The sequence below is a fragment of the Cryobacterium sp. Y62 genome (genome assembly GCF_002929785.1).
Lineage (GTDB): Bacteria > Actinomycetota > Actinomycetes > Actinomycetales > Microbacteriaceae > Cryobacterium.
The window spans coordinates 55,674-78,003 of record NZ_PJJK01000121.1 but is presented as its reverse complement, the minus strand read 5'-3'; the positions used below and the strand labels follow the sequence as shown (position 1 = coordinate 78,003).

Sequence of the window (22,330 nt, the reverse complement as noted above, 5' to 3'; positions counted from 1 at the left end):
CGATGAATACCCCCTTCGATACCGTGCTCGTCGCCAATCGCGGCGAGATTGCGTGCCGCATCATTCGCACCCTGCGCGAGCGGGGCATCCGCTCGATTGCGGTCTACAGCGACGCCGACCGCGGTGCCCGGCATGTTCAATTAGCGGATGCCGCGGTGCGGATCGGCCCCGCAGCCCCGGCCCAGAGCTACCTCAGCATCGAGCGCGTTCTCGCCGCCGCGGTGCAGACCGGCGCCGAAGCCATTCACCCCGGTTACGGGTTCCTGAGCGAGAATCAGGCCTTCGCGCAGGCCTGCGCCGATGCCAAAATCATCTTTATCGGGCCAAGCGTCAACGCCCTGGCCGTGATGGGCGACAAGATCCGTTCCAAGAACCACGTCGCCGGGTTCGGAGTGCCGATCATTCCTGGAATCGCCCGCCCCGGACTCAGCGATGAGCAGCTCATCGCGGCTGCCGTTGAGGTGGGCTATCCGCTGCTGATCAAACCGTCTGCCGGCGGCGGCGGCAAGGGTATGCAGGTTGTCGAGAGCGCCGAGCAGCTCGCCGACGCTCTGCAGACCGCCCGTCGCGTGGCAGCGAGCGCCTTCGGCGATGACACCCTGTTCCTGGAGCGTCTCGTCGCGACCCCCCGCCATATCGAGGTGCAGGTGCTCGCCGATAACTACGGCGCCGTCATCCACCTCGGTGAACGCGAGTGCTCGTTGCAGCGTCGCCACCAAAAAGTGATCGAAGAAGCCCCGTCGCCACTGCTCGATGCGGCCACCCGGGCCCGCATCGGCGAGGCCGCCTGTGCCGCCGCACGTAGTGTCGACTATCGAGGCGCCGGCACGGTTGAATTTCTGGTCGCCGCCGATGCTCCAGATGAATTCTTCTTCATGGAGATGAACACCCGCCTGCAGGTGGAACACCCGGTCACGGAACTCGTCACCGGCGTCGACCTGGTCGACTGGCAGCTGCGCATTGCCGCCGGGGAGCCGCTGACGCTCGAACAAGCCGATATATGCCTCAGCGGGCATGCGATCGAGGCGCGGGTCTACGCCGAGAACCCCGACCGTGATTTTCTACCGATGACCGGCACCGTGCTCGCCCTGCGCGAGGCGACCGGAGAGGGTATCCGGGTTGACAGCGCCCTTCTGGTCGGCCTGGAGATCGGCGGAGCTTACGACCCGATGCTGGCCAAGATCGTGGCCTGGGGCTCCGACCGGGCGACGGCGATCGCCCGTCTCGACCGCGCCCTCGCCGATACCCTCGTGTTCGGCGTACATACCAATCTGGAATATCTTCGCCTGTTGCTGCACGACCCGGCCGTGCTGGCCGGCGAGCTCGACACCGGGCTGATCGAACGCACCCTGCCGCATTTGGTGTTTCGGCAGGCCGATGAGCACGTGCTCGTAGCCGCAGCCCTGCTGCTGCATGCTGCCCGTGCCGATGTAACCACCTCCATCTGGCAGCAGCCGAGCGGCTGGCGCCTTGGCGAGCACCGCAGCGCGCAGTATCAGCTCGGTGTGGGCGGCGGAAGAATCGTGAACGTGAGCGTTCGCGGGGAGCCGCGCGCGGCATCCGTTGCCGTCGGCGAGCACCGGAACGTCCGCGGCAGTCTCGTGGCAGTGGATGCTGACCGGGTATGGGTCGAGTTCGCCGGCGAGACGCGCCTGTACGACCTGATACGCACGACCGGCCACCTGCACCTCGGGCACGGCGGGGTCGCGTTCGACCTCCTGCTTCCCACCCGGGCCGAACAACTTGCGGAGATGCTCGGCGGCCTTGGCCGCACACCGGGCGAGCTGCGCCCAGAGGTGCGCTCCCCGATGCCGGGCACCGTCGTGTCGGTGCCGGTCACGACCGGAGACCGAGTCGTCGCCGGGCAGACCCTCGCCACGATCGAGGCCATGAAAATGGAGCACAAACTTTTGGCAACGCAGCCGGGCACTGTCTCCATCACCGTCGTTCCCGGCGATCTCGTGCGCCTCGACCAGATCGTCGCAACCGTCAGGGCCGAACCCGGCGCCAGCACCACCCCAGACCAGGGAGCGTCACATTGAGTTACGAACTGAGCCCCACCCAGCAGGCCCTCAGCGACCAAGTACGCGACTTTGCCGACACCGTCGTCGCGCCCGCCGCCTACGAATATGACACCAAGCGCAGCCTGCCCTACGGCATCATCGCCCAGATGGGCGAGATGGGTCTCTTCGGCCTGCCGTTCCCGACGGAATACGGCGGCCAGGGTAGCGACTACTTCTCGCTCTGCCTCGCGGTCGAACAGCTTGCTCGCGTCGACCAGAGCATCGCCGTCAGTCTCGAAGCCGGTGTCGGCCTGGGAATCATGCCGGTGTACCGTCGCGGCACCGAGGAGCAGAAGCAGCGGTGGGTTCCACTGCTCGCGAGCGGCACGGCACTGTCTGCCTTCGGCCTCACTGAAGCGGATGCCGGCTCCGACGCCGCCGGCACCAAGACCACCGCAGAACTCACGAACGGTGAATGGGTGATCAACGGCAGCAAGCAGTTCATCACCAACTCCGGTACCGAGATCACCCGGCTGGTCACGGTGACCGCGGTCACCGGCCAATCGACCCGCACCGACGGTTCCATCAAGAAGGAACTCACCGCCATTCTGGTGCCGACCCCGGCACCCGGTTTCACCGTACTGCCCGCCTACGACAAGGTCGGCTGGCACACCTCCGACACCCATCCGCTGCTCTTCGACGACGTGCGTGTGCCGGAGGCCAACCTGCTCGGCGAGCGTGGCCGTGGATTCGCGAACTTCGTGCAGACCCTCGATGAGGGCCGCATCGCCTTCGCCGCGCTGTGCACCGGGGCGGCGCAGGGCTGCCTCGACGAGTCGGTGCGCTATGCCAGGAGCCGTAACGTCTTCGGCCGTGCCATCGGGTCCAACCAACACATCGCGTTCAAACTCGCGCGCATGCAGGCGCGCGTGCACACCGCGCGTCTCGCTTACTATGACGCGGCGCTGAAAATGATCAACGGCAAGCCGTTCAAGATGGAGGCCTCGATCGCCAAGATGGTCGGCAGCGAAGCGGCTATGGACAACGCCCGCGACGCCACCCAGATCTTCGGCGGATACGGTTTTCTGAACGAAAACCCGGTCGCCCGGCACTATCGTGATTCCAAGGTGCTCGAGCTCGGCGAGGGCACAACTGAGGTTCAGCTCATGGTCATCTCGCGGGCCCTGGGCTTCGCCGGCTGACCTGAAGAAATTGGAGAAGCGGATGCCCGATTCCAGTACAAAGGAACTGCAGCCGGGGGAGCGCCACCCGGTTCAGCAGCGCGGCCTGTACTTCGAGGAGTTCGACCTGAAGGCGCTCTACCAGCATCGCCCCGGTCGCACCGTGACCGAGGCCGACAACGTGCTGTTCACGACGATGACCATGAATACCCAGTCCCTGCACCTCGACGCGGCCTGGTCGGCAACGCAGCCGTTCGGTGAACGTCTGGTCAATTCCATGTTCACCCTCTCGACCATGGTCGGCAGCTCGGTCGCCCAGTTGACCCAGGGTACGATCGTGGCGAATCTGGGGTTTTCGGCCGTAGCGTTTCCGCATCCGCTGCACCATGGCGACACTCTGTACTCGGAGACCATCGTCACCGACAAACGCCTGTCGAAGAGCCGGCCGGGGCAGGGCATTATCACGCTCGAACATACCGGGCGCAACCAGGACGGCGTCATCGTCGGCACGGCTGTGCGCACAGTGCTGGTCTGGTGCCGGGGGGCATCAAAATGAGCGGCTCGTTCGACGGTGGCCCACTCGATCCCGACCCGTTTGAGGAGTATCCGACCGGCCCGGACCGCTTCGACGACAGCCCGACCGGACTGAGTCCCTTCACTCCGGCCCCGTTCACCCTCGGTCCCGCTCTGCTGTTCTGCCCGGCCGACCGTCCCGATCGCTACGCGAAGGCCGTTGAGCGGGCCGATGCGGTCATTCTCGACCTCGAAGACGCCGTCGCTCCCGCAGCCCGGGCCGACGCGCGTCGGGCGCTGATTGAGCATCCGCTCGACCCGATGCGCACGATCGTGCGCATCAATCCGGCCGACACGGCCGACTTCGCGCTCGACCTGGCCGCGCTGGAGCGCACGGAATACCGCGATGTGATGCTCGCCAAGACGGTCAGTTTCGGCCAGGTCGAGTTGCTCGATGCATTTCGAGTGATCGCGCTTTGCGAAACCGCCGCCGGCGTCATCTCTGCATCCGAGATTGCCGCGGCACGAAACGTCGTCGCGCTCATGTGGGGTGCCGAAGACCTGGTCGCGTCACTCGGTGGCACGTCCAGCAGGTTCCCCGACGGCCGCTACCGCGACGTCGCTCGCCAGGCCCGCTCCCAGGTATTGTTGGCTGCTCGAGCCCACGACAAAGCCGCGATCGACACCGTGCACCTCGACATCACCGACACGGTGGGGCTCAGTGACGAGGCAGTGGATGCAGTCGCGAGCGGCTTCACCGCTACCGCGTGCATCCACCCCAGCCAGGTCGAGGTCATCCGGTCGGCGTACCAGCCGACCGCCGCCGAGGTCGATTACGCCCTCGGGCTGCTTGAGGCGGCAGCCAGTGTGCGCGGCGTCTTCCAGCACGAGGGCCGCATGATTGACGGCCCGGTACTGCGTCACGCCGAGGCCGTGCTGCGCCGAGCCGCCCGCTGACGCCCCGCGCCGGGGCGTCTGCTCGCCGGGCCCACCTTAGGGTCCTGGGCCCATGCGGATCAGGCGGCTTTGGCGGCCAGAACCTTTTCGATCGCGTCGACGATTACGGTCGACTCCGGCTCCACTGACGAGGCGAAGCGGTCCACGATTTCGCCAGTCGAGGTCACCAGAAACTTCTCGAAGTTCCACTTGATCAGGCCGGGCATGAGTCCGTGCTTGAACTTCGTCAGCTCCGCGTAGAGCGGATGCTGCTGCTTTCCCCGCACATCGACCTTGGCCGTCATCGGAAAGGTCACCCCGTAGGTCATGCCGCAGAATTGAGCGATGTCCTCTTCGGTGCCGGGTTCCTGGCTCATGAACTGGTTGCTGGGTAGGCCGAGCACCACTAACCCCTCGTCGGCGTAGCGCCGGTACAGCGCTTCCAGACCGGCATACTGCGGGGTGAACCCGCACTTCGAGGCCACGTTGACGACAAGAACCGTCTTGCCGGCGTAAGCGCCGAATGTGGTTTCTGATCCGTCGATGAGGGTGAGGGGGATGTCGTACAGCGCAGAAGAGGTCATTAGAGAACTTTATCGATGCCGCATCTGAGCTGGCTGCACAATCCCTGTGTAAATTGTGCGCCGCCCCTATAGGCCGACCCGTTCACGTACTATAATATGAGTTCAGAAATCATGGCGGTCCATTAGAGGATCCGGATTTCTCAGCCCGCGCGGCGCAGCGCATTCTTCCCGCCGACCGGGCCACCATCCCCAGTTTCACTCGAATCAGGCTTTCGCCTCGAGCGACGCTGTCTGCTCTGGCCAGCCATCGGTATCCGTTTATAGATTGCACCAGGAGCAGCATGAATTCCTTCGTTTCGAAGCGCACTGTGCGCACCACCACGGCCAACGAGTACGTCACTCAAGACGTTCGACGCGCGATCACCGCCACCGGCTACGTCAGCGGCACCGCGCTACAGCTTGAAGCCGGTTGCTATGTGTCGGCACGGGTCACGCCGTGTAGTCGATAGCCAGACCGACCGCCAAGGTCGGTGACACACAAAAGGGGACTCCGCCGAGCGCGGGGCCCCCTTTCGTGTGCCCGAAACTCCGAGCGAGGATGCGTCGGTAGACTAGGAGCGTATCTGGCCGGTATTTTGCTTGCCCGCCAGCTGCGACACGAGGTACGCGTATGCGCGCTGAAGCCCCCGGAGCATAATCGCTGCGCTTCCCGTATGCCTGAGCTCGGTCCCCCCACACCTGGACATGCAGTACCGCAGACAACGAAATGAGATTCATGAATAACCACTACCTCGACCTGAGCACTCCGCCGGCACTGCCGGCCCGCGGCATGCGCATCATCCCGCTCGGAGGCCTCGGCGAGATCGGCCGCAACATGACCGTCTTCGAACACAAGGGAAAGCTGCTCATCGTTGACTGCGGCGTTCTCTTCCCCGAGGACAACCAGCCCGGCATCAACGTCATCCTGCCCGACTTCACCGCCATCCGCGACCGCCTGCAGGACATAGAGGCCATCGTGCTCACCCACGGCCACGAAGACCACATCGGCGCAGTGCCGTACCTGCTCAAGGAACGCGGCGACATTCCCGTCGTCGGCTCCAAGCTCACCCTGGCCTTCCTCGCTGCCAAGCTGCAGGAACACCGCCTCAGCCAGAACTTCATCGAGGTGAAAGAGGGCGAGCGCCGCACCATCGGCCAGTTCGACCTCGAATTCATCGCCGTGAACCACTCCATCCCCGACGGCCTGGCCATCGCCATCCGCACCGAAGCTGGCCTCGTGCTCGCCACCGGCGACTTCAAGATGGATCAGTTCCCGCTCGACAAGCGCCTCACCGACCTCGGCGCCTTCGCGCGCCTGGCCGAAGAGGGCGTCGACCTGTTCATGACGGACTCGACCAACGCCGAGGTTCCCGGATTCACCACCGCCGAGAAAGACATCGGACCGGCGATCGACACCGTGTTCCGCACCTCCCCGCGCCGCATCATCGTGTCGAGTTTCGCGAGCCACGTGCACCGCATCCAGCAGGTCATCGACGCTGCCGTCAAGCACAACCGCAAGGTGGCCTTCGTCGGTCGCTCCATGGTGCGCAATATGGGCATCGCGAGTGAGCTCGGCTACCTCAACATTCCCAAGGGCCTCCTCGTGGACATGAAGGCACTCGAGCGCATGAAGGACGACAAGGTCGTTCTCATCTGCACCGGTTCGCAGGGTGAGCCGATGGCCGCGCTCTCGCGCATGGCCAACCGCGAGCACGTCATCAAGATCGGCGAAGGCGACACAGTGCTGCTCGCGAGCTCGCTGATCCCCGGCAACGAAAACTCCATCTACCGCGTCATCAACGGCCTGATCCGCTGGGGTGCCAACGTCGTGCACAAGGGCAACGCCAAGGTACACGTCTCCGGTCACGCCAGTGCCGGCGAGCTCGTCTACTGCTATAACATCGTCAAGCCGGTCAACGTCATGCCGATCCACGGCGAATGGCGCCACCTCACGGCCAATGCTGACCTCGCCATCGCGACCGGTGTCCCCGAAGAGAACGTCATTGTCGTCGAAGATGGCGTCGTCGTCGACCTCATCGACGGTCACGCCAAGGTCACCGGCCGGGTTGTCGCCGACTACATCTTCGTCGACGGTATGACCGTGGGCGGGGCATCCACTGCCGCGATGGAAGACCGTCGCAAGCTCGCCGAAGACGGCACCATCACCATCCTCGGAATCCTCAACGCCAAGACCGGCACGCTCTCCGAGCCCGTCGAGTTCCTGGCGCGCGGATTCGTGCACGACGACGAGTGGGTCAAGGGCGCTACCAAGGTCATTGACGAGGCCATGAAGGCCGCGAACCGCATCAAGATCGTCGACGGCGCCGAGCTCGAAGACCTGTTCACCCAGTCCGTGAGTCGCTGGATGAACCGCAAGTATCGTCGCAGCCCGGTCATCACCTCCGTGGTCGTCGACGCGTAACAGCACCGACAGAACGAGAAAGGCCGCATCTTCCACGAGGATGCGGCCTTTGCTATTCAGCGCACCAGCTACATGAAGTCGTCCGCCGTCGCGTTCGCGATGTCGATCAGCACGAGCTTCGGGTTTTCCTTGGCAATCGCCTGCAACCGCCAGGGCGTGCTGAAGAGGGCGAGCAGCGTACCGTCGGAGCGGGTGAAGACCTCGACCTGACGGGTTCCGGCGAGCACGAGCGCGCTTTCCTTGTCGGTCTTGCGGGCCACCTGGTATGGCAGCGCTTCCATGCGAATGTCGGCGTGAAAGTCGTGCACCATGCGATCTTCGACAACCTCGAACTGCATTGGTCCGACGGCGCCGAGCACCGGAGCCTGTTCGCCCCGCACCTCCGAGCGCATCACCTGGATGATGCCCTCATGGTCGAGCTGGTCGATACCGCGGCGAAACTGCTTATGCTTGCTGCTGTCGACCGGGCGAATCGCCCGAAAGTGTTCGGGGGAGAACAGCGGCAGCGGCGGAAACTCCACCCGCTCGTCTTCGAAGATTGAGTCGCCCACGCGCAACGCCGACGCGTTCACAAGTCCGACGATGTCGCCGGGCCAGGCCTGATCGGTGACGGTACGTTCCTTGCCGAACAACTGCTGGGCGTACTTCGTGGCAAAGGGCCGGCCGGTCGCGGCATGCGTCACGATCATGCCGCGGCGAAATGCGCCGGAGCAGACGCGCACGAATGCCACGTGGTCGCGGTGCGCCGAGTTCATACCCGACTGCACCTTGAACACAAACCCTGAGAACGGCGAGCTGACCTTGCGCGGGTTGCCGTCGATGTCGATGCGGGCTTCAGCCGGTGGCGCGAACTCGACCAGGGTGTCGAGCAGCTGCTGCACCCCGAAGTTGGCCACGGCCGCGCAGAACAGCACCGGGGTGGTCTGCCCGTCCAGAAACAGCTCGGAGTCGTGATTCTGGGACTCTGCGTCGAGCAGCTCAGATTCTTCCACAGCGGATGCCCAAGCCGGACCCTCCTCGATCGCCGCGTCGGCCGCATCCAGCCGCACCGATTCGGCCACGGTCGCTCCACCCGCCGTGCGGGTGTAGCGCAGGAAATCCCCGGAGCGGCGATCGAGCACGCCGCGCAGGTCGCCCGCCTCGCCGACCGGCCAGTTCAGCGGGGTCGGCAACAGACCGGTACGGGTCTGGATCTCATCCATCAGTGCCAGGGGAGTGTCGCCCGGCCGGTCCCACTTATTGATGACGGTGATGACGGGGAGCCCGCGCTGCTTGCAGACGGCGAACAGCTTCATGGTCTGCGGCTCGAGACCCTTGGCGGCGTCGACGAGCATTACCGCGGCATCCACTGCCGAGAGTACCCGAAAGGTATCCTCGGAGAAGTCGGCGTGGCCGGGGGTGTCAACGAGGTTGATCACCGCGTCGTGGTACTCGAACTGAATCGCAGCGCTGGTGACCGAGATACCACGAGCCTTTTCCATCTCCATCCAGTCCGAGACGGTACCGTTGCGACCGGCCTTACCGTGCGTGGCGCCGGCCGAGGGGATCGCGCGGGCGTGCAGCAGCAGCGCCTCGGTCAGCGTGGACTTTCCGGCGTCGGGGTGGGAGATCACGGCGAAAGTACGGCGCCTGCGAGCCTCACGGAGAACCTGAGGGTTGGGCACGTCGGCGAGGTTGGTCATGGCTGCTTTCCTGCGGCTGATTTGGGCAGGATACCTCGCCAAAAGATCAAATAGTCGATTCGATAGCCAGCGGCCCAGGGCGGATGTGCACCTGCACATTCAACCCAATTTGCGCGCAATCGCCAGTCTAACAAATCATGCGCGTACCGACTGGCGACCAACGCATTCTGACCCTGCCTCGAGGGTCAGCAACACCAAATTGCCTCGTTCCGACGTACATTTTGGTAACGGTTTAGCGTGCCGCCGGGAAATGTCGGTGGCCTCGCCTACAGTCGGGCACAGAGCACGTCACGCATCAGAAAATCCGGCAAAAGCGACTGGCCCGGCGCACATTCCGCGGAAGGAGCAACACGATGACCAGACAAGCGGTCTCGACCTCCCTCGACGCGATGTCGATCGTCCGTTCCGGGCCGGTTGAGACGACCGCCGGTGCGCTTGAGGTACGCCGCCAGATTCCGGGTACCGAGCTGTTCGTGCATCCGCTCGCTCTGGGTTGCAACGCCTTCGGCTGGACGGCTGACGGTGAAACGTCAACCTCGATTCTCGACGTTCACCGCGATCTCGGCGGAAACTTTCTGGACACGGCCGACAGCTTTGCGGCCGGTCGCAGCGAGGTGATCATCGGTGGGTGGCTGCGCTCGCGTCGAGCGCGCGCCGAGACCATTGTGGCCACCAAAATCGGTTACAACCTTGACAACCCCGGGTTGAGCCAGCGCAGCATCGTCGGCGCCGTCGAGGCCAGCCTGGCTCGGCTTGGCACCGACTATCTCGACCTGCTTTACTTTCACTTCGACGACAAGTCCATCGCCCTCGAAGAGAGCCTCGTTGCCGTTGACACCCTCGTACGCGCCGGCAAGGTGCGCCACCTTGCGGCCTCCAATTTCTCGGCTGAGCGCCTGATGCAGGCTCGGGTGCTCTCCGCGTTGGGCCTGCCCAAGTTCGTCGCCGTCGAAACGCCGTACAACCTCGTGCACCGCACCGAACTGGAACCGAGCATTGCGGTAGCGGCCGGTGCACAGAACCTCGGTCTCATGCCCGGCTTCGCTCTGGCTCACGGCTTTCTGGCCGGCGCCTATCGCACCAAAGCAGATGCCGTCGGCACCGCGCGCGGTCAGCTCGCGCGGGTCTATGTCAACCGGCGGTCCCTGCGCGTGCTCGCTATGGTCGATCGCATCGCCGCCGCCCACAGCGTCGCGCCCGCGACGATCGCACTGGCCTGGCTCCTGGCCCGGCCCGATGTGGTCGCACCGATCGCTGGGGCCGGGCAACCGGGCCACGTGGCGGCACTCCTCGCGGCGGCAGGCATCCGTCTCGGTCGTACCGATCTGGCCGACCTGGATCGAGTATCGACCGTCTGACTGTGTGAGCGGTTCGGTGCTAGTCGCTCGACTCGTCGAGCACGCGCTGCACGGCACGAATCAGCGCGGTGTGTGCACCGACCGGGTCGCCCAGGTTGGCGCCGGCGAAGGCACCGTCCCTGGCCAGAAAGAAGTCGTCTGCTGCGTCACCAGGTCGGGCATGACCCATGCCGCGGAACAGGTCTTCGACGCTGCGGCCGTACCAATCGCGGTGCGCGGCGACGGCCTGACGTACCGGATGCGTGGGGTCGGTGAACTGCGCTGCAGCGTTGATGAACGGGCAGCCGTGGAATCCCTCGCGGATCACTTGAGCCGAAATTTCGGCTACAACACCGCGCAGGCGTTGCTCGGGGGTGTCGAAGCGTAGCTCCAGTTCGGCGAGAAGCTCCCGAGCGCGTCGGTCCCGACCCTGCAGGTAGACCACGATGAGGGCATCCTTGGACCGGTAGTACTTATAGAAGGTGGCTTTGGTGACCTTGGACTCGCTGATGATTCGGTCCACACCCACGGTGTGCACACCCTCGGTGTAGAACAGACGGTCGGCGGTGGCGAGAATGCGCACCTTGGCGTGTGTCGCCGGCCGTACCGCCTCATCTGTCAGCATGGTCATTCGGGCTCCTCTGTCGGGGGCCGATTAGGGCCCAGATCAGCGCAAAACCGGGGGGTTTGGGCCGGTCAGCACCCAGACTGTAACACACACTAGACAGACCAGTCTGTCGAATCTGACGGCTCGGTGCGATTTGGTCAAACTGGGGGTATCAAACGGTACTGGTGTTCAGCGGAACACTACTGGTACCAGTGTTTTGGCGGCTGCTCCTGCCGGTACGCCGGCGCGACCGGAGCGGTCAAGTAAGGTTGTGGTGATATGAACGGTGCAGTCGACTTTCCCCTAGATCAGGCCGAACTCTCGTTTCGGGCCGCCGGTGATGCCCTCGTGCGGCGGACCGTTCTGCCGAGCGGGGTGCGTATTCTCAGCGAGCAGGTACCGGGAGCCCGCAGCCTCACCATCGGTTACTGGGTTGCCGTTGGGTCGCGCGATGAACGGCCGGGCCATTTCGGCTCCACCCACTTTCTCGAGCACCTGCTGTTCAAAGGCACACCCACCCGGTCAGCGCTCGACATCGCCATCTCCTTCGATGCGGTCGGCGGCGAGCACAACGCCATGACCGCCAAGGAGTACACCTGCTACTACGCCAAGGTGCAGGACCGCGACCTCGGCATGGCCATCGACGTGCTGACCGACATGCTGACCTCGTCCAAACTGGATGCCGGTGAGTTCGAAACCGAGCGCGGCGTCATTCTCGAAGAACTCGCCATGGCCGATGATGACCCGGCCGATGTCGCCAATGAGCGCTTTTTTGAAGCCGTGCTGGGCACGCATCCGCTCGGTCGCCCGATCGGTGGCAGCGCCGACGACATTCGTGGTGCCACCAGGTCGGCTGTCTGGGAACACTATCAGGCGAACTATCGCCCGCAGGACCTCGTCGTTACCGTCGCCGGTGCCGTAGACCCCGACGTGCTCGTCGCCGCCGTCACCCGCGCCCTCGAACTGGCCGGCTGGGACCTCAGCGTTGCCCAGACCCCGGTCAGTCGCCGTGGTGGTGTTCCCGCCGTCATCACGCAGGGGCAGGCGCTCACCATCGTCAAACGGCCACTCGAACAGGCCAATCTGCTGCTCGGAATGCCCGGGCTGCTCGCCACCGACGACCGCCGCGTGACCATGAGCGTGCTCACCTCGATCTTCGGCGGCGGCATGTCGAGCCGGCTGTTCCAGGAGGTACGGGAGAAGCGCGGCCTGGCTTACTCGGTCTACTCCTTCGCTCCCGGTTACTCCGACGCCGGGCTGTTCGGCATGTACGCCGGGTGCACACCGGCCAAGGCTGGCCAGGTCGCCGAGCTCATGCTCAGCGAACTGCACCGCCTCGGCGATTCCGGCGTGACTGCCGACGAGATGAAGCGGGCGTCGGGGCAGCTGAGCGGAGCATCCGCTCTCGCGCTGGAAGATTCGGACACGCGGATGTCCCGGCTGGGTCGTTCCGAGATCACCCTCGGTGAGTTCGCCGATCTCGACGAGGCCCTGCGCCGCCTTGCGCTCGTCACCGCAGCCGACGTGCAGGAGCTCGCCGCCGAGCTCGCGAGCGGCCCCGTGTCGATCTCCGCGGTCGGAGCGCTCGACGATAACGCTTTCGCGGCGATCCTTCCCGGCTGACCGCAGCCGCAAAGCTTTTGCACTATCCGCACCCGCGGACTCCTTGAAATTTGAAATGGACAATGATGCCCCAGTACATCTACCTGGTCCGCCACGGCGAGCAGCAGGATGCCGAACACGGCTTGCATGACGGCCCACTGTCGCCACGAGGCAAGCGTCAGGCGTTATTGATCGCCGACCGGCTGAGCGGCGTTCCGTTCACGGGTGCGTGGCATTCACCGCTGCAGCGGGCGGCCGAAACCGCCGCGATCATGGCCGAACGGTTGCCGTCGGTGCAAAGCGAATCGTCTGCGTTGTTGTTCGACTGCATTCCCTCTGGCCGGGCGGCCGAAACCCCGTCGGCCTACGACCCCTTCTTCGGCTCGGTCACCGACGATGAAATTGCTGCCGGACGCGCGCAGATGGAAGACGCGGTCGCCGAATTTCTGCAGCCACGTCGCAGCCAGCGGCACGACCTGCTGATCACCCACAATTTTGTGATCGCCTGGTTTGTGCGTGAGGTGCTCGGAGCTCCCGACTGGCGCTGGGTCGGCATCAACCAGGCCAACTGCGGGCTGACCGTGCTGCAGCAGAAGCCGGGCCGTCCGTGGACGCTGGTCACCCACAACGACCTTGGCCACCTACCGGTCGAGCTGCGCACCGGATTACCCGAACCGCTGATGTTCTAATTGACCCGGTGAAGCTGACAACGATCAATTGGTAGGTTGGTTCCATGACAACACGGGTGGCCATCATCGGCGCAACGGGCAAGATGGGCCGCCTGGTCTCCGATCTGATCGACCGGACCGAGGGCTACGAGGTCGTCGCCCGGCTTGATTCTCGCAGCGAGCTGAGCGAGATGCTCGGCACCGAGATCGCCGTTGACCTGACCCGTGCCGACGTCAGCCGCACGGTTGTCGACTTCGCCACCGAGCACGGTCTGCGGGTGCTTGTTGGCACTTCTGGTTGGAGTCAGGAGGGCATCGATGCACTTCGCCGCCGCCTTGCCGATCGCGACGATACCGGTGTCATCATCATTCCCAACTTCTCGATCGGATCGGTGCTCGCAACGGCATTCTCCGCCCTGGCCGCTCGATTCTACGACTCCATCGAGATCGTCGAGGGGCACCAGCCCGGCAAGGTCGATTCGCCGTCGGGCACGGCCGTGCGCACCGCCGAACTGATCGGTCGCGCTCGCGCCGAACTCGGACCCGTGTCTGCTCCGCACACTGACCAGCGGGCCCGCGGGCAGCAGGTCTCCAGCGTGCCCGTGCACAGCCTGCGCCTGGCCGGCCTGCTCGCCCGACAGGACGTGATTCTGGGCGGGACCGGCGAAACGCTCACGATCAGCCACAACACACTCTCCCCGAGCGCCTACGAAAGCGGCATTCTGCTGGCTCTCGCCGCGACGCGCACTGCCACGGGGGTGACGGTGGGCCTTGACCAAATCGTCGACCTTGGATTCGGTTCAGACACGGCAGGAGCATCCGAATGAAGGGCAAAATCGCCGTCATCGTCATGGCGGTACTCCTGGTTTTCTATTTGCTGCTGGCCGGAGTGCGGGCCATAGCGTTCATCGAAAGTGGGGAGCCGCTCGGTATTGCGATCGGGGTGGCGCTACTCGTCTTGCCGCTGATTGGCTTCTGGGCGCTCGCGCGGGAGATCACCTTCGGCATCCGCTCCGAGCGGCTGGTGCGTCAGCTCGACGAACTCGGGGGGCTTCCTTCGGTCGACCTGCCGGTGCGTCCGAGCGGTCGTCCCTATCGGGACGCTGCCGACGATCAGTTTCCGGCTGCCCAAGCCGAGGTTGAGGCCGAACCCGATAACTGGCATTCCTGGCTGCGTCTTGGCCTCGCCTACGACGCCTCCGGCGACCGCAAACGAGCCCGCGGAGCGATCCGCACGGCGATCGCCCTCGAACGCACGCGCTAGAAACAGCCCGCTACGGCTGGCGCAGCATCCAGGCGATCGCAGTGGTCGGCGTACGCTGAGCGAACTCGAATCCGTCGTCGAGCAGCTTCTGGGGACTCACCTTTTGGTCGGCGAGCAGCAGTTGGCGGGCGGCATCCTGCAGTAGAAGGGTCAGAATCGATTTCGGTATCGGCAGCAGGAATGGCCGGTGCAGAGCCGCGGCGAGAGTGCTGATGATATCGTTGGCCGTCGCAGGGGTCGGCCCGACCAAGTTCACCGGGCCGGACAGAGTAGAAGTCAATAGGTGCACGATGGCCGCGGCCTCGTCGTGCAGGCTGATCCAGGCCCAGTGTTGCATTCCGCCACCGAGGGGGCCGGCGAGGCCGAGTTTGGCCAGCGGTAGCACGGGTTTGAGAGCCCCGGCCTTGGCCAAAACAAGACCGGTACGCAGGGTGACGACGCGCGTCGGTTCGGGTGCGAGCTGTGCCTCGGCTTCCCAGCTCGTGACCACCTCGGCGAGAAAATCGGTGCCGACAGCCGATGCCTCAGTCAGCTCTTCCCCAGGCCGATTCCCATAGACCCCCACCGCAGAGCCGTTCAGCAGAATGTTCGGCGGGTTCGCTGACCGACGCAGCGCGTCGGTCAGCGTGCGCGTGGCGTGCAGACGGGATCGGAGGATCTCCTGGCGATACCCGCTTGTCCAAGGCAGCCGCGCGAGCGACGCCCCGGACAGGTTGATGACGGCATCGATGTCGTCGAGCACCCTCGGATCCAGAACCAGCGCGGCCGGGTCCCAACGAATCTCGTTGGTGCCGAGAGCCTCGCGTCGCACCAGCCGCACCGGGGTGTGGCCGGCAGCTGCGACCTGGCGGCTGAGCTCACTACCGATGAGACCGGATGCCCCGGCGATCAGAACGCGCATGGCGTGGGCCTAGGCCAACTCGGCTTCAATGGTGATCGGAATGCCGGCGAGCGCCTTCGAAATCGGGCAGTTCTCCTTGGCGTCCTGGGCAAACGTTTCGAACTCTGCCTCGGTCAGACCGGGAATCTTCGCGCTGACCAGCAGGTGGCTGCCGATGACGCCGGTGCCGGCCGCAAAGGTGACAGCGGCAGTGGTCTGGATACTCTCGGGGGTGTGGCCGGCCGAGCCGAGGGCGTTGGCGAGGGCCATGGAGAAGCACGCTGCGTGAGCGGCGCCAAGCAATTCCTCGGGGTTGGTGGTGTTCGATACCCCTTCGGCGCGCGCCTTCCAATTCACTGAGAATTCCGCGGTATGCGAGGAATCGAGGGTGATGGTTCCGGCACCGGTCGGAAGATCGCCGGTCCAGACGGTGGTTGCTTCACTCGTGAGTGTCGTGGGCATGGTGTTACCTCCAGGTGATTGAATTCCACCCTATCCGTCAGACCTGTCCGGCGAACCTGTCCCGTCTGGGAACTTCCTGAGAGCCAGCCCGACACGCCCAGCTCACGTTCGAACCCGATCCCGAAACGCTCTCAGTCGAGGGGTCAGGCTCCGCTGACTCGCGCGCCCCGGTTTAGCAGGCCGAAGCGCACGAGCAGCAAATAGATCTGGCAGCCGAGGCAGTAATCAAACACGGCGTTGAGAAAGGCCGCAACGAAGGCTGCCGCCGCCGCGATGCCGACCGCGCCGGGCACTCCGGCCAGCCCGAGGGCCACGCCGACGAGCGTGACCGCGAGGCCGACGCCCTGGGCAAAGGTCGGTGCAGCAGCATCCTCGAGTTCGGCCGGGGGAGCAAGGCGGGGTCGCACGAATTTCTTGAACAGCACGCCATACGGATGCCGACCGGCTCCGGCCACCGCGCCCCATGCGAATAGTCCGGTCAGTACCGACAGCAAGATCACTGCGGCAACGGATGCCCCGGTCAGCGACAGAAAGACCACAGCGAGCAGTAGCACGGCGGTGATCGCCGCACCGAACCTGGGCCCTCGCGGATCGAGCCGTGGGCGCGCCCTGGGTAGCGTCGTGATCGGCGAATCAGCGGTTGACATAGGAACTCCCGAGGGTTGTAGAACGACGCGAACCGGGCTCGAAATCGTCAAGGGCAGCGGCGATGGCGGCGCGGTTCGGCGCGCCACCCACGCGGGCACGCACCCGTCCGGCTCCGTCGAGAATCAGGGTCGTGGGCGTTTGCAAAATGGAGTACCGGTTCGCCAAATCCGCGCGGTGGGTGAGATCCACGTCGACGTGCACGACGCCGGGGCGGGAATCCGCCACGGCGCCCAGCAGGCGGCGGGTGCCCGGGCAGCGGGCGCACAACTCGGTTGAAAACTGCAATAGGGTCGCCGCAGCGCCGAAGGGGGTCGTGGCCGCGACATCCGCTTGCCTGATGATTTGGCCGGAAATCTGGGTGACGCGACCCTGCCGGGCCCGCCAGAGAAGACCAAGCACGGTCGTGCCGGCCAGCAACGCCAACAGCAGGCCGAGCGCTTCGAGGGGATTCATGTTTGCAACGCTACGCCGACGTGCTGTGCATCTTGCAGTGTGACGAGAGATTACGCGCGCTCACGGTGTGGCCCGGCTCAGACCTGCGGTGGATGCGACTAACCTGAACCAGTGTCTGATACCGCCGAACAAGAGCCCCGCCCTGAAATTGAATTTCGATCGGAAATGACCGTCGAACTTGTACGCGCGAGCGCCCACGACTCCGATGTGCTGTTTGCCGCCCGGGTATCGACCCTAGGGGAGCTGACCCTGGAGCAGAGTCAGCTCGAGGGTTCCGAGAGCGAGACCGACGAGAAACGCGACCGTGGCCTGATCAACTACCTCATGCGCGACCGCCACGGCTCGCCGTTCGAACACAACTCGATGACGTTCTACGTGCGCGCGCCCATCTTTGTGTTCCGCGAGTTCATGCGGCACCGCATCGCCTCCTACAACGAAGAATCGGGCCGCTACCGGGAGCTGGGCCCGGTGTTCTACGTACCCTCCAATGAGCGCAACCTCGTGCAGGTCGGCAAGGCCGGTGCCTACGACTTTCTGCCTGGAACCGCCGAACAGACCGCGTTGGTGCAGCAGCAGACTCGTGCCGCCGCGATTCACGCCTATGAGGCATATCAGCGGATGCTCGAAGCCGGCGTCGCGCGCGAGGTCGCCCGCATCGTGCTGCCGCTGAACATTTACTCCTCGATGTACGTCACGCTCAACGCCCGGTCGCTGATGAACTTCCTCAGCCTGCGCACCAAGCGCGCGGGGAGTCAGTTCCCGTCCTTCCCGCAGCGTGAAATCGAGATGTGTGCCGAGCAGATGGAGACGCACTTCGAGGCTCTGATGCCCCTGACCCATGCGTCCTTCAATATGAACGGTCGCGTCTCTCCGTAACAGCATTTCGTTGAGAAGTGCCCGTTTGACTGGTTCACACGGGCACTTTTTGCGCTCTCGCAGAGCGAAGGGCGCGGAGACGATAACCTGTAGCTCGTGTCTACCTCTACGAATCCCTTTGGCCAGGTGCTGGTCGCACTGGTCACCCCGTTTACCTTTGATGGCGAAGTGGACTGGGTCGGGGTGGAGAAGCACATCGACGACGTCATCAACGCCGGAGCCGATGGCATCGTCGTGACGGGCACGACCGGTGAGACCAGCACACTGACCGACCCCGAGAAGATTCGCCTGGTCGAGGTCGGCAAGTCGGTCGCCAACGGTCGCGCCAAGATCATCACCGGCGGTGGCTCCAACGAGACCGCGCACGCTATGCAGCTGGCCCGACAGAGCGAAAAAGCCGGTGCGGACGGCAATATGATCGTCACGCCGTACTACAACAAGCCGACCCAGGCCGGTATCCTCACCCATTTCCGCATGATCGCGGATGCCACCGACCTTCCGGTCATTCTGTACGACATTCCCGGGCGCACCGGCGTCGCGATTGCCTACGAGACCATCCTGCGTGCGGCGAAGCACCCCAATATTCTGGCCATCAAGGACGCCAAGGGCGACTTCGCCCAGGTCAGCCGAGTGCTCAACCAGACCGACCTGATGTACTTCTCCGGCGACGATCCCAACGTGCTGGCCCACCTGTCCATCGGCGCGACCGGGCTCATCGGCGTCACCGGCAACATCACAGCGACTCCGTACCGGCACATGGTCGACGCGGTCAACCGTGGCGACCTCAAGGTCGCGACCGCCGCACATCAACAGCTCGAACCGCTCGTGCGCGCCGTGATGACGCACGTTCCAGGCACCGTTGCGGTGAAGTACATTTTGCACGGCCTCGGGCGCATCGGCAGCCCGCGGGTGCGCCTGCCCCTGGTCGGCCCGGAGGACTCCGAAGCGGCCCAGATCGAGGATGAACTCTCGCTCGTGCAGGACATCCCCGGCGTGGACTTCTCAAACTTTCGTCCGGACCGTAACGCGGCCGCCGGCGGATCGCTCCCCAAGGTCGCTGGCACCACCCGCTAAAGCGTTGATCGTGCTCACGGTACTCGTTGGCGTTCGCTGCACCCGTTCGTAGGGGGCCACAAACCTCAACTGGTGCCGTGCGCCCCCCTGGCCGCGACACGTCAGACCCACAAAACGCTAGGATCAGCCCATCGAGCTTGACCACGTCGGGTCGGCCGCGTGGGGAGTCTCGTGAACATTGCACGCCAATGGGTCTTTCCCATCCTTCGTCTGATCGTCATAGCAGCTATCGCCGTAGCCCTGGTCAAGCTCGCCTTCTACCCAGACACCGCGGCCGACAGCAACCCGGCCGAACCGACCGGCGTCGTCGTTGAGCCGCAAATTCCGGTGGCCCTCGGCACGATCAGCAACGATGTCACCCTGCCGGGAACGGTCAGCGCCGACCCGGCCGTGGCCGTAAAAGCGACCGCTATCGGAACGGTCGACGAAATATTCATCGCGGCCGGTCAGACCGTGAACAAAAACGACAAGATCTACGACATCCGAGTTGAGACAATCAAGGACCCGGTCGAAGCAACGGATGCCGATGGCAACGTGACCATTACCCAGCCGAAACCAGTGGTCACCTTCGTTAAAGTCCTCGCGCCGATCACCGGAATCCTGAGCTCGCTCACCGTGATCCCCGGTCAGAGCGTGGCCGTCGGTGATGCTACCGGACAGGTTGCGCCGCCGAGCTTCTCGGTGAGCGGCGCACTCAGCCCCGAGCAGCAGTATCGGCTGCTGACCAAGCCGACCGAAGCATCCGTTGCGATCACGAATGGGCCGGCTCCGTTCACCTGTACCGGCCTGACCATCACCACCCCGCTAGCGGGGGAATCGGCCGGTGGCGACGGGGGTGTGGGCGGCGAAGCAGGCACGGGCGGTACTACCGTCAGCTGCGCCATACCGACCGAGGTGACCGTGTTCGCCGGCCTCGCCGCACAGCTCACCATCGCCGCGGGCCTGGCCGAAAACGTGTTGGTCGTGCCGACCACCGCCGTCGAGGGCTCGGCCGAAACCGGCGTCGTCTGGTTCGTGCTGGTCGACGGCGGCACCGAGGAACGCCCGGTCACGCTCGGCATGACCGACGGCGTCAACGTGCAGGTGATCGACGGGCTGGTCGAGGGCGACCTGATCAACCAATTCGTGCCGGGCGCCGTTGCCGGTGGAGAAACGGGCTGCGAGTTGCAGCCGGACGGCAGCGAGGTCTGTTTCGGCCCGAGCATCTCCAGCTTCGGGATCTCGAAATGACCCTGCTGCACCTTGAGGGAGTCACCCGCACCGTGCAGCTCATCGATGCGCCGCCGCTGACGATTCTCTCCAGCATCGACCTCGATGTCGATATCGGCGACCGCGTCTCGATCGTGGGCCGGTCAGGCTCGGGCAAAACCACCCTGCTCAACCTGCTCGGGCTGCTCGACAACCCTACGAGTGGCACAATGCTGTTCGAAGACCGCCCGGTGCATTCGCTGTCCTCCGGCGCCCGGGACCGGTTGCGCGGTCGTGCGGTCGGCTTCATCTTTCAACAGTTCAATCTGCTGCAGGGCCGCACCGCCCTTGAAAACGTGATGACTCCGCTGCTCTACGCGGAAGGTCGTCAGTTCTGGCAGCGCGCCCGAATCGCCACCGAGATGCTCGAACGGGTCGGCCTCGGCGACCGGCTCGGTTCACTGCCCGACCGATTGAGCGGCGGCGAGCAGCAGCGCGTGGCGATCGCCCGCTCGCTGGTACGCGGTCCACGGTTGATTCTCGCCGACGAACCCACCGGAGCACTCGACCTTGAAACCGGGGAAACGGTGATGGATCTCATCGACGACGTCGCCGCCGAATCCGGGGCAGCGCTCGTCACCATCACGCACGACCCGGCCATCGCCGCCCGAGCCTCCCGGCATCTGCGGCTCGACCACGGCGTGCTCCAGGTCATAAGCGCGGTGCCGGCATGAAGCGTGTCGCGAGCAATCTGGTTGGCTCCGTCATCGAAGCCTGGCAGGAGGTGAGAATCCACAAGACCCGCGTCATGCTTTCACTGATCGGCGTGGCCGTCGCCGTCTGCGCCATCACAACCGTCGTCGGACTCGGCGCGGTCGCCCAGCAGGCGACCCTCGAATCGAGCGAGCGGTCGGGGGGTCGCGCCGCCAGCCTCTCCTTATTCGCCTCGACGAACGACGGCTCCACCCCGACTAAAATGCCCGAAATCTGGCGCACGGCGCTCGAACGCTACCAAATCGACTACGCCAGCCGGGTGGTCAACACTAGCCAGACGGTGCAATTCGCCGACGGCGCTGTCCCGGTGCAGACCGTCGGCGTCGATCTGCCCTACGGCACCATGCACCGCATTACCCTCGAGAAGGGCGTTTGGTTTACCGACGAAGACCAGGCCAGGCTCGCGCCAGCCGTGCTGGTCAACTCCATCTTCTGGGACCGCCTTGGCCGACCCGACCTGCGCACTCATCCAACTGCGACCCTGGTGGGCGAACGCACTACGACAGCCGTCGTAACCGGTGTCTACCCTGCACTCTCGTGGGAGACCGAACCTGCCATGTACATGCTCGCCGATGCGCTCACCGCCATTACGCCCGTCGTCACCGACCCGAACCTGCAATTCGGACCACCGTCCTACGAGCTGTGGGTGCCGGTCGACGTGTCCGAACAGCTAGTGACCGCCCTGCAACGTGACGTGCAGGGCGCTCTTGGCGCTGAGGCATCCGTTCAGGTGAACCGGCAGGACTACGCGGCGTACATGGACGGCGACCCGTACCTTTCGCTCAAGCTCACCGTCGGCGCCATCGCCGGACTCGTGCTGCTTCTCGGTGCCCTCGGCCTGGTCAACATCGCTCTGGTCACCCTCAAGCAGCGCATTCGGGAGATTGGCATTCGGCGCAGCTTCGGTGCAACCGCTGCCCGGGTGTTCTTCGCGGTCATGATGGAAAGCGTCGTCGCGACAGTTGTCGCCGGAATTGTCGGGGTGATCGCCGCCGTGCTCATCGTCAAGAGCCCGCTCGTTGAAGACTTCATCAGCCAGGGCCAGGTCACCGATTTTCCCCCGTTCCCGGTCGAAGCGGCCGTCGTCGGCTTGGTCTGCGCGACGGTCGTCGGCGCCCTGGCCGGGCTGATCCCCGCGCTGGTGGCGGTGCGGGTAAAGGTTATCGACGCCATCCGCTATTGACATTGAGCGGATGC

The 22,330-nt window shown here is 64.7% G+C and carries 23 protein-coding genes; 16 read left to right on the top strand and 7 right to left on the bottom strand.

All coding sequences use genetic code 11. From position 1 onward, the window contains the following. Positions 1–2 precede the first annotated feature (2 nt). Genes CXY71_RS19695 through CXY71_RS19680 form a run of 4 tightly spaced genes read left to right on the top strand, consistent with a single transcriptional unit; the run spans position 3 to position 4,654 of the window. Entirely contained in the window at positions 3–2,042 is a 2,040-nt protein-coding gene (locus tag CXY71_RS19695; RefSeq protein WP_104139636.1) for a biotin carboxylase N-terminal domain-containing protein, read from the top strand. Continuing rightward, complete coding sequence (locus tag CXY71_RS19690; protein WP_104139633.1) at positions 2,039–3,205, top strand: acyl-CoA dehydrogenase family protein; 1,167 nt, start codon at positions 2,039–2,041, stop codon at positions 3,203–3,205. The genes CXY71_RS19695 and CXY71_RS19690 overlap by 4 nt, the downstream gene beginning before the upstream one ends. Positions 3,206–3,227: 22 nt before the next feature. Next, positions 3,228–3,740 (top strand): MaoC family dehydratase, encoded by a 513-nt coding sequence (locus tag CXY71_RS19685; protein ID WP_104139630.1) that lies wholly within the window; start codon positions 3,228–3,230, stop codon positions 3,738–3,740. Next, positions 3,737–4,654: a CoA ester lyase gene (locus CXY71_RS19680; RefSeq protein ID WP_104139627.1), complete on the top strand. Its 918-nt coding sequence runs from the start codon at positions 3,737–3,739 to the stop codon at positions 4,652–4,654. The genes CXY71_RS19685 and CXY71_RS19680 overlap by 4 nt, the downstream gene beginning before the upstream one ends. A gap of 59 nt (positions 4,655–4,713) precedes the next feature. Here the strand turns inward: CXY71_RS19680 and CXY71_RS19675 are convergent, their stop codons facing one another. After that, the gene (locus tag CXY71_RS19675; protein WP_104139624.1) at positions 4,714–5,217 is read right to left on the bottom strand and encodes a glutathione peroxidase; all 504 of its coding nucleotides are present in this window, start codon (positions 5,215–5,217) and stop codon (positions 4,714–4,716) included. A gap of 281 nt (positions 5,218–5,498) precedes the next feature. Between CXY71_RS19675 and CXY71_RS21310 the strand changes: the two genes are divergently transcribed. Together CXY71_RS21310 and CXY71_RS19670 are read left to right on the top strand one after the other, a co-directional pair. Further along, entirely contained in the window at positions 5,499–5,666 is a 168-nt protein-coding gene (locus tag CXY71_RS21310; protein WP_158253167.1) for a hypothetical protein, read from the top strand. A gap of 266 nt (positions 5,667–5,932) precedes the next feature. Continuing rightward, positions 5,933–7,618 carry a ribonuclease J gene (locus CXY71_RS19670; RefSeq protein WP_104139621.1) on the top strand — a complete coding sequence of 562 codons (1,686 nt, stop codon included), beginning with the start codon at positions 5,933–5,935 and terminating at the stop codon, positions 7,616–7,618. Between the two features lie 68 nt (positions 7,619–7,686). Here CXY71_RS19670 and CXY71_RS19665 read toward each other — a convergent pair whose 3' ends face one another. Then, the gene (locus CXY71_RS19665; protein ID WP_104139618.1) at positions 7,687–9,300 is read right to left on the bottom strand and encodes a peptide chain release factor 3; all 1,614 of its coding nucleotides are present in this window, start codon (positions 9,298–9,300) and stop codon (positions 7,687–7,689) included. Between the two features lie 353 nt (positions 9,301–9,653). Between CXY71_RS19665 and CXY71_RS19660 the strand changes: the two genes are divergently transcribed. After that, entirely contained in the window at positions 9,654–10,658 is a 1,005-nt protein-coding gene (locus CXY71_RS19660; RefSeq protein ID WP_233204729.1) for an aldo/keto reductase, read from the top strand. Between the two features lie 19 nt (positions 10,659–10,677). Here CXY71_RS19660 and CXY71_RS19655 read toward each other — a convergent pair whose 3' ends face one another. Further along, a complete protein-coding gene (locus CXY71_RS19655; RefSeq protein ID WP_104139615.1) occupies positions 10,678–11,268 on the bottom strand; it encodes a TetR/AcrR family transcriptional regulator in 591 nt (196 codons plus the stop codon). Positions 11,269–11,523: 255 nt separating this feature from the next. Between CXY71_RS19655 and CXY71_RS19650 the strand changes: the two genes are divergently transcribed. The 4 genes from CXY71_RS19650 (at position 11,524) to CXY71_RS19635 (ending at position 14,778) form a co-directional block, all read left to right on the top strand. Beyond that, complete coding sequence (locus CXY71_RS19650) at positions 11,524–12,867, top strand: pitrilysin family protein (protein WP_104139613.1); 1,344 nt, start codon at positions 11,524–11,526, stop codon at positions 12,865–12,867. A 65-nt stretch (positions 12,868–12,932) separates the two neighbouring features. After that, the gene (locus tag CXY71_RS19645) at positions 12,933–13,535 is read left to right on the top strand and encodes a histidine phosphatase family protein (RefSeq protein WP_104140014.1); all 603 of its coding nucleotides are present in this window, start codon (positions 12,933–12,935) and stop codon (positions 13,533–13,535) included. Between the two features lie 44 nt (positions 13,536–13,579). Continuing rightward, the gene (gene dapB / locus CXY71_RS19640) at positions 13,580–14,341 is read left to right on the top strand and encodes a 4-hydroxy-tetrahydrodipicolinate reductase (protein WP_104139610.1); all 762 of its coding nucleotides are present in this window, start codon (positions 13,580–13,582) and stop codon (positions 14,339–14,341) included. Next, positions 14,338–14,778 carry a hypothetical protein gene (locus CXY71_RS19635; RefSeq protein ID WP_104139607.1) on the top strand — a complete coding sequence of 147 codons (441 nt, stop codon included), beginning with the start codon at positions 14,338–14,340 and terminating at the stop codon, positions 14,776–14,778. Before dapB ends, CXY71_RS19635 begins: the two co-directional genes overlap by 4 nt. 10 nt (positions 14,779–14,788) lie before the next feature. Here CXY71_RS19635 and CXY71_RS19630 read toward each other — a convergent pair whose 3' ends face one another. The 4 genes from CXY71_RS19630 to CXY71_RS19615 all read right to left on the bottom strand — a co-directional run bounded on the left by CXY71_RS19630 (position 14,789) and on the right by CXY71_RS19615 (position 17,221). Then, a complete protein-coding gene (locus CXY71_RS19630) occupies positions 14,789–15,679 on the bottom strand; it encodes a TIGR01777 family oxidoreductase (protein ID WP_104139604.1) in 891 nt (296 codons plus the stop codon). 9 nt (positions 15,680–15,688) lie between these two features. Then, positions 15,689–16,120: an OsmC family peroxiredoxin gene (locus CXY71_RS19625; protein WP_104139601.1), complete on the bottom strand. Its 432-nt coding sequence runs from the start codon at positions 16,118–16,120 to the stop codon at positions 15,689–15,691. Between the two features lie 143 nt (positions 16,121–16,263). After that, complete coding sequence (locus CXY71_RS19620) at positions 16,264–16,767, bottom strand: DUF4395 domain-containing protein (protein WP_104139599.1); 504 nt, start codon at positions 16,765–16,767, stop codon at positions 16,264–16,266. Then, positions 16,754–17,221 carry a thioredoxin family protein gene (locus CXY71_RS19615; protein WP_146072881.1) on the bottom strand — a complete coding sequence of 156 codons (468 nt, stop codon included), beginning with the start codon at positions 17,219–17,221 and terminating at the stop codon, positions 16,754–16,756. Before CXY71_RS19615 ends, CXY71_RS19620 begins: the two co-directional genes overlap by 14 nt. A gap of 165 nt (positions 17,222–17,386) precedes the next feature. On the opposite strand from CXY71_RS19615, the gene thyX reads away from it, so the two are divergent. The 5 genes from thyX (at position 17,387) to CXY71_RS19590 (ending at position 22,316) form a co-directional block, all read left to right on the top strand. Further along, on the top strand, positions 17,387–18,097 hold the full coding sequence (thyX, locus tag CXY71_RS19610) for an FAD-dependent thymidylate synthase (RefSeq protein WP_104139596.1): 711 nt from the start codon (positions 17,387–17,389) through the stop codon (positions 18,095–18,097). 96 nt (positions 18,098–18,193) lie between these two features. Further along, the gene (gene dapA / locus CXY71_RS19605; RefSeq protein ID WP_104139593.1) at positions 18,194–19,171 is read left to right on the top strand and encodes a 4-hydroxy-tetrahydrodipicolinate synthase; all 978 of its coding nucleotides are present in this window, start codon (positions 18,194–18,196) and stop codon (positions 19,169–19,171) included. A 171-nt stretch (positions 19,172–19,342) separates the two neighbouring features. Then, entirely contained in the window at positions 19,343–20,401 is a 1,059-nt protein-coding gene (locus tag CXY71_RS19600) for an efflux RND transporter periplasmic adaptor subunit (protein WP_199184380.1), read from the top strand. Continuing rightward, complete coding sequence (locus CXY71_RS19595; RefSeq protein WP_104139590.1) at positions 20,398–21,093, top strand: ABC transporter ATP-binding protein; 696 nt, start codon at positions 20,398–20,400, stop codon at positions 21,091–21,093. Before CXY71_RS19600 ends, CXY71_RS19595 begins: the two co-directional genes overlap by 4 nt. Beyond that, positions 21,090–22,316, top strand: a complete 1,227-nt coding sequence (locus tag CXY71_RS19590) for an ABC transporter permease (protein ID WP_104139587.1) — start codon at positions 21,090–21,092, stop codon at positions 22,314–22,316. The genes CXY71_RS19595 and CXY71_RS19590 overlap by 4 nt, the downstream gene beginning before the upstream one ends. Positions 22,317–22,330: the final 14 nt, after the last annotated feature.

Bases quoted from the DNA above. Each gene is read 5' to 3' on its own strand.
- CXY71_RS19590 (WP_104139587.1), top strand. From the start codon at position 21,090: ATGAAGCGTGTCGCGAGCAATCTGGTTGGCTCCGTCATCGAAGCCTGG.
- CXY71_RS19695 (WP_104139636.1), top strand. From the start codon at position 3: ATGAATACCCCCTTCGATACCGTGCTCGTCGCCAATCGCGGCGAGATT.
- CXY71_RS19615 (WP_146072881.1), bottom strand. From the start codon at position 17,221: ATGAATCCCCTCGAAGCGCTCGGCCTGCTGTTGGCGTTGCTGGCCGGC.
- CXY71_RS21310 (WP_158253167.1), top strand. From the start codon at position 5,499: ATGAATTCCTTCGTTTCGAAGCGCACTGTGCGCACCACCACGGCCAAC.
- CXY71_RS19655 (WP_104139615.1), bottom strand. From the start codon at position 11,268: ATGACCATGCTGACAGATGAGGCGGTACGGCCGGCGACACACGCCAAG.
- CXY71_RS19670 (WP_104139621.1), top strand. From the start codon at position 5,933: ATGAATAACCACTACCTCGACCTGAGCACTCCGCCGGCACTGCCGGCC.
- CXY71_RS19620 (WP_104139599.1), bottom strand. From the start codon at position 16,767: ATGTCAACCGCTGATTCGCCGATCACGACGCTACCCAGGGCGCGCCCA.
- CXY71_RS19680 (WP_104139627.1), top strand. From the start codon at position 3,737: ATGAGCGGCTCGTTCGACGGTGGCCCACTCGATCCCGACCCGTTTGAG.
- CXY71_RS19595 (WP_104139590.1), top strand. From the start codon at position 20,398: ATGACCCTGCTGCACCTTGAGGGAGTCACCCGCACCGTGCAGCTCATC.
- CXY71_RS19685 (WP_104139630.1), top strand. From the start codon at position 3,228: ATGCCCGATTCCAGTACAAAGGAACTGCAGCCGGGGGAGCGCCACCCG.
- CXY71_RS19630 (WP_104139604.1), bottom strand. From the start codon at position 15,679: ATGCGCGTTCTGATCGCCGGGGCATCCGGTCTCATCGGTAGTGAGCTC.
- thyX (WP_104139596.1), top strand. From the start codon at position 17,387: ATGACCGTCGAACTTGTACGCGCGAGCGCCCACGACTCCGATGTGCTG.
- CXY71_RS19675 (WP_104139624.1), bottom strand. From the start codon at position 5,217: ATGACCTCTTCTGCGCTGTACGACATCCCCCTCACCCTCATCGACGGA.
- CXY71_RS19635 (WP_104139607.1), top strand. From the start codon at position 14,338: ATGAAGGGCAAAATCGCCGTCATCGTCATGGCGGTACTCCTGGTTTTC.
- CXY71_RS19650 (WP_104139613.1), top strand. From the start codon at position 11,524: ATGAACGGTGCAGTCGACTTTCCCCTAGATCAGGCCGAACTCTCGTTT.
- CXY71_RS19660 (WP_233204729.1), top strand. From the start codon at position 9,654: ATGACCAGACAAGCGGTCTCGACCTCCCTCGACGCGATGTCGATCGTC.
- CXY71_RS19645 (WP_104140014.1), top strand. From the start codon at position 12,933: ATGCCCCAGTACATCTACCTGGTCCGCCACGGCGAGCAGCAGGATGCC.
- CXY71_RS19625 (WP_104139601.1), bottom strand. From the start codon at position 16,120: ATGCCCACGACACTCACGAGTGAAGCAACCACCGTCTGGACCGGCGAT.
- dapB (WP_104139610.1), top strand. From the start codon at position 13,580: ATGACAACACGGGTGGCCATCATCGGCGCAACGGGCAAGATGGGCCGC.
- CXY71_RS19665 (WP_104139618.1), bottom strand. From the start codon at position 9,300: ATGACCAACCTCGCCGACGTGCCCAACCCTCAGGTTCTCCGTGAGGCT.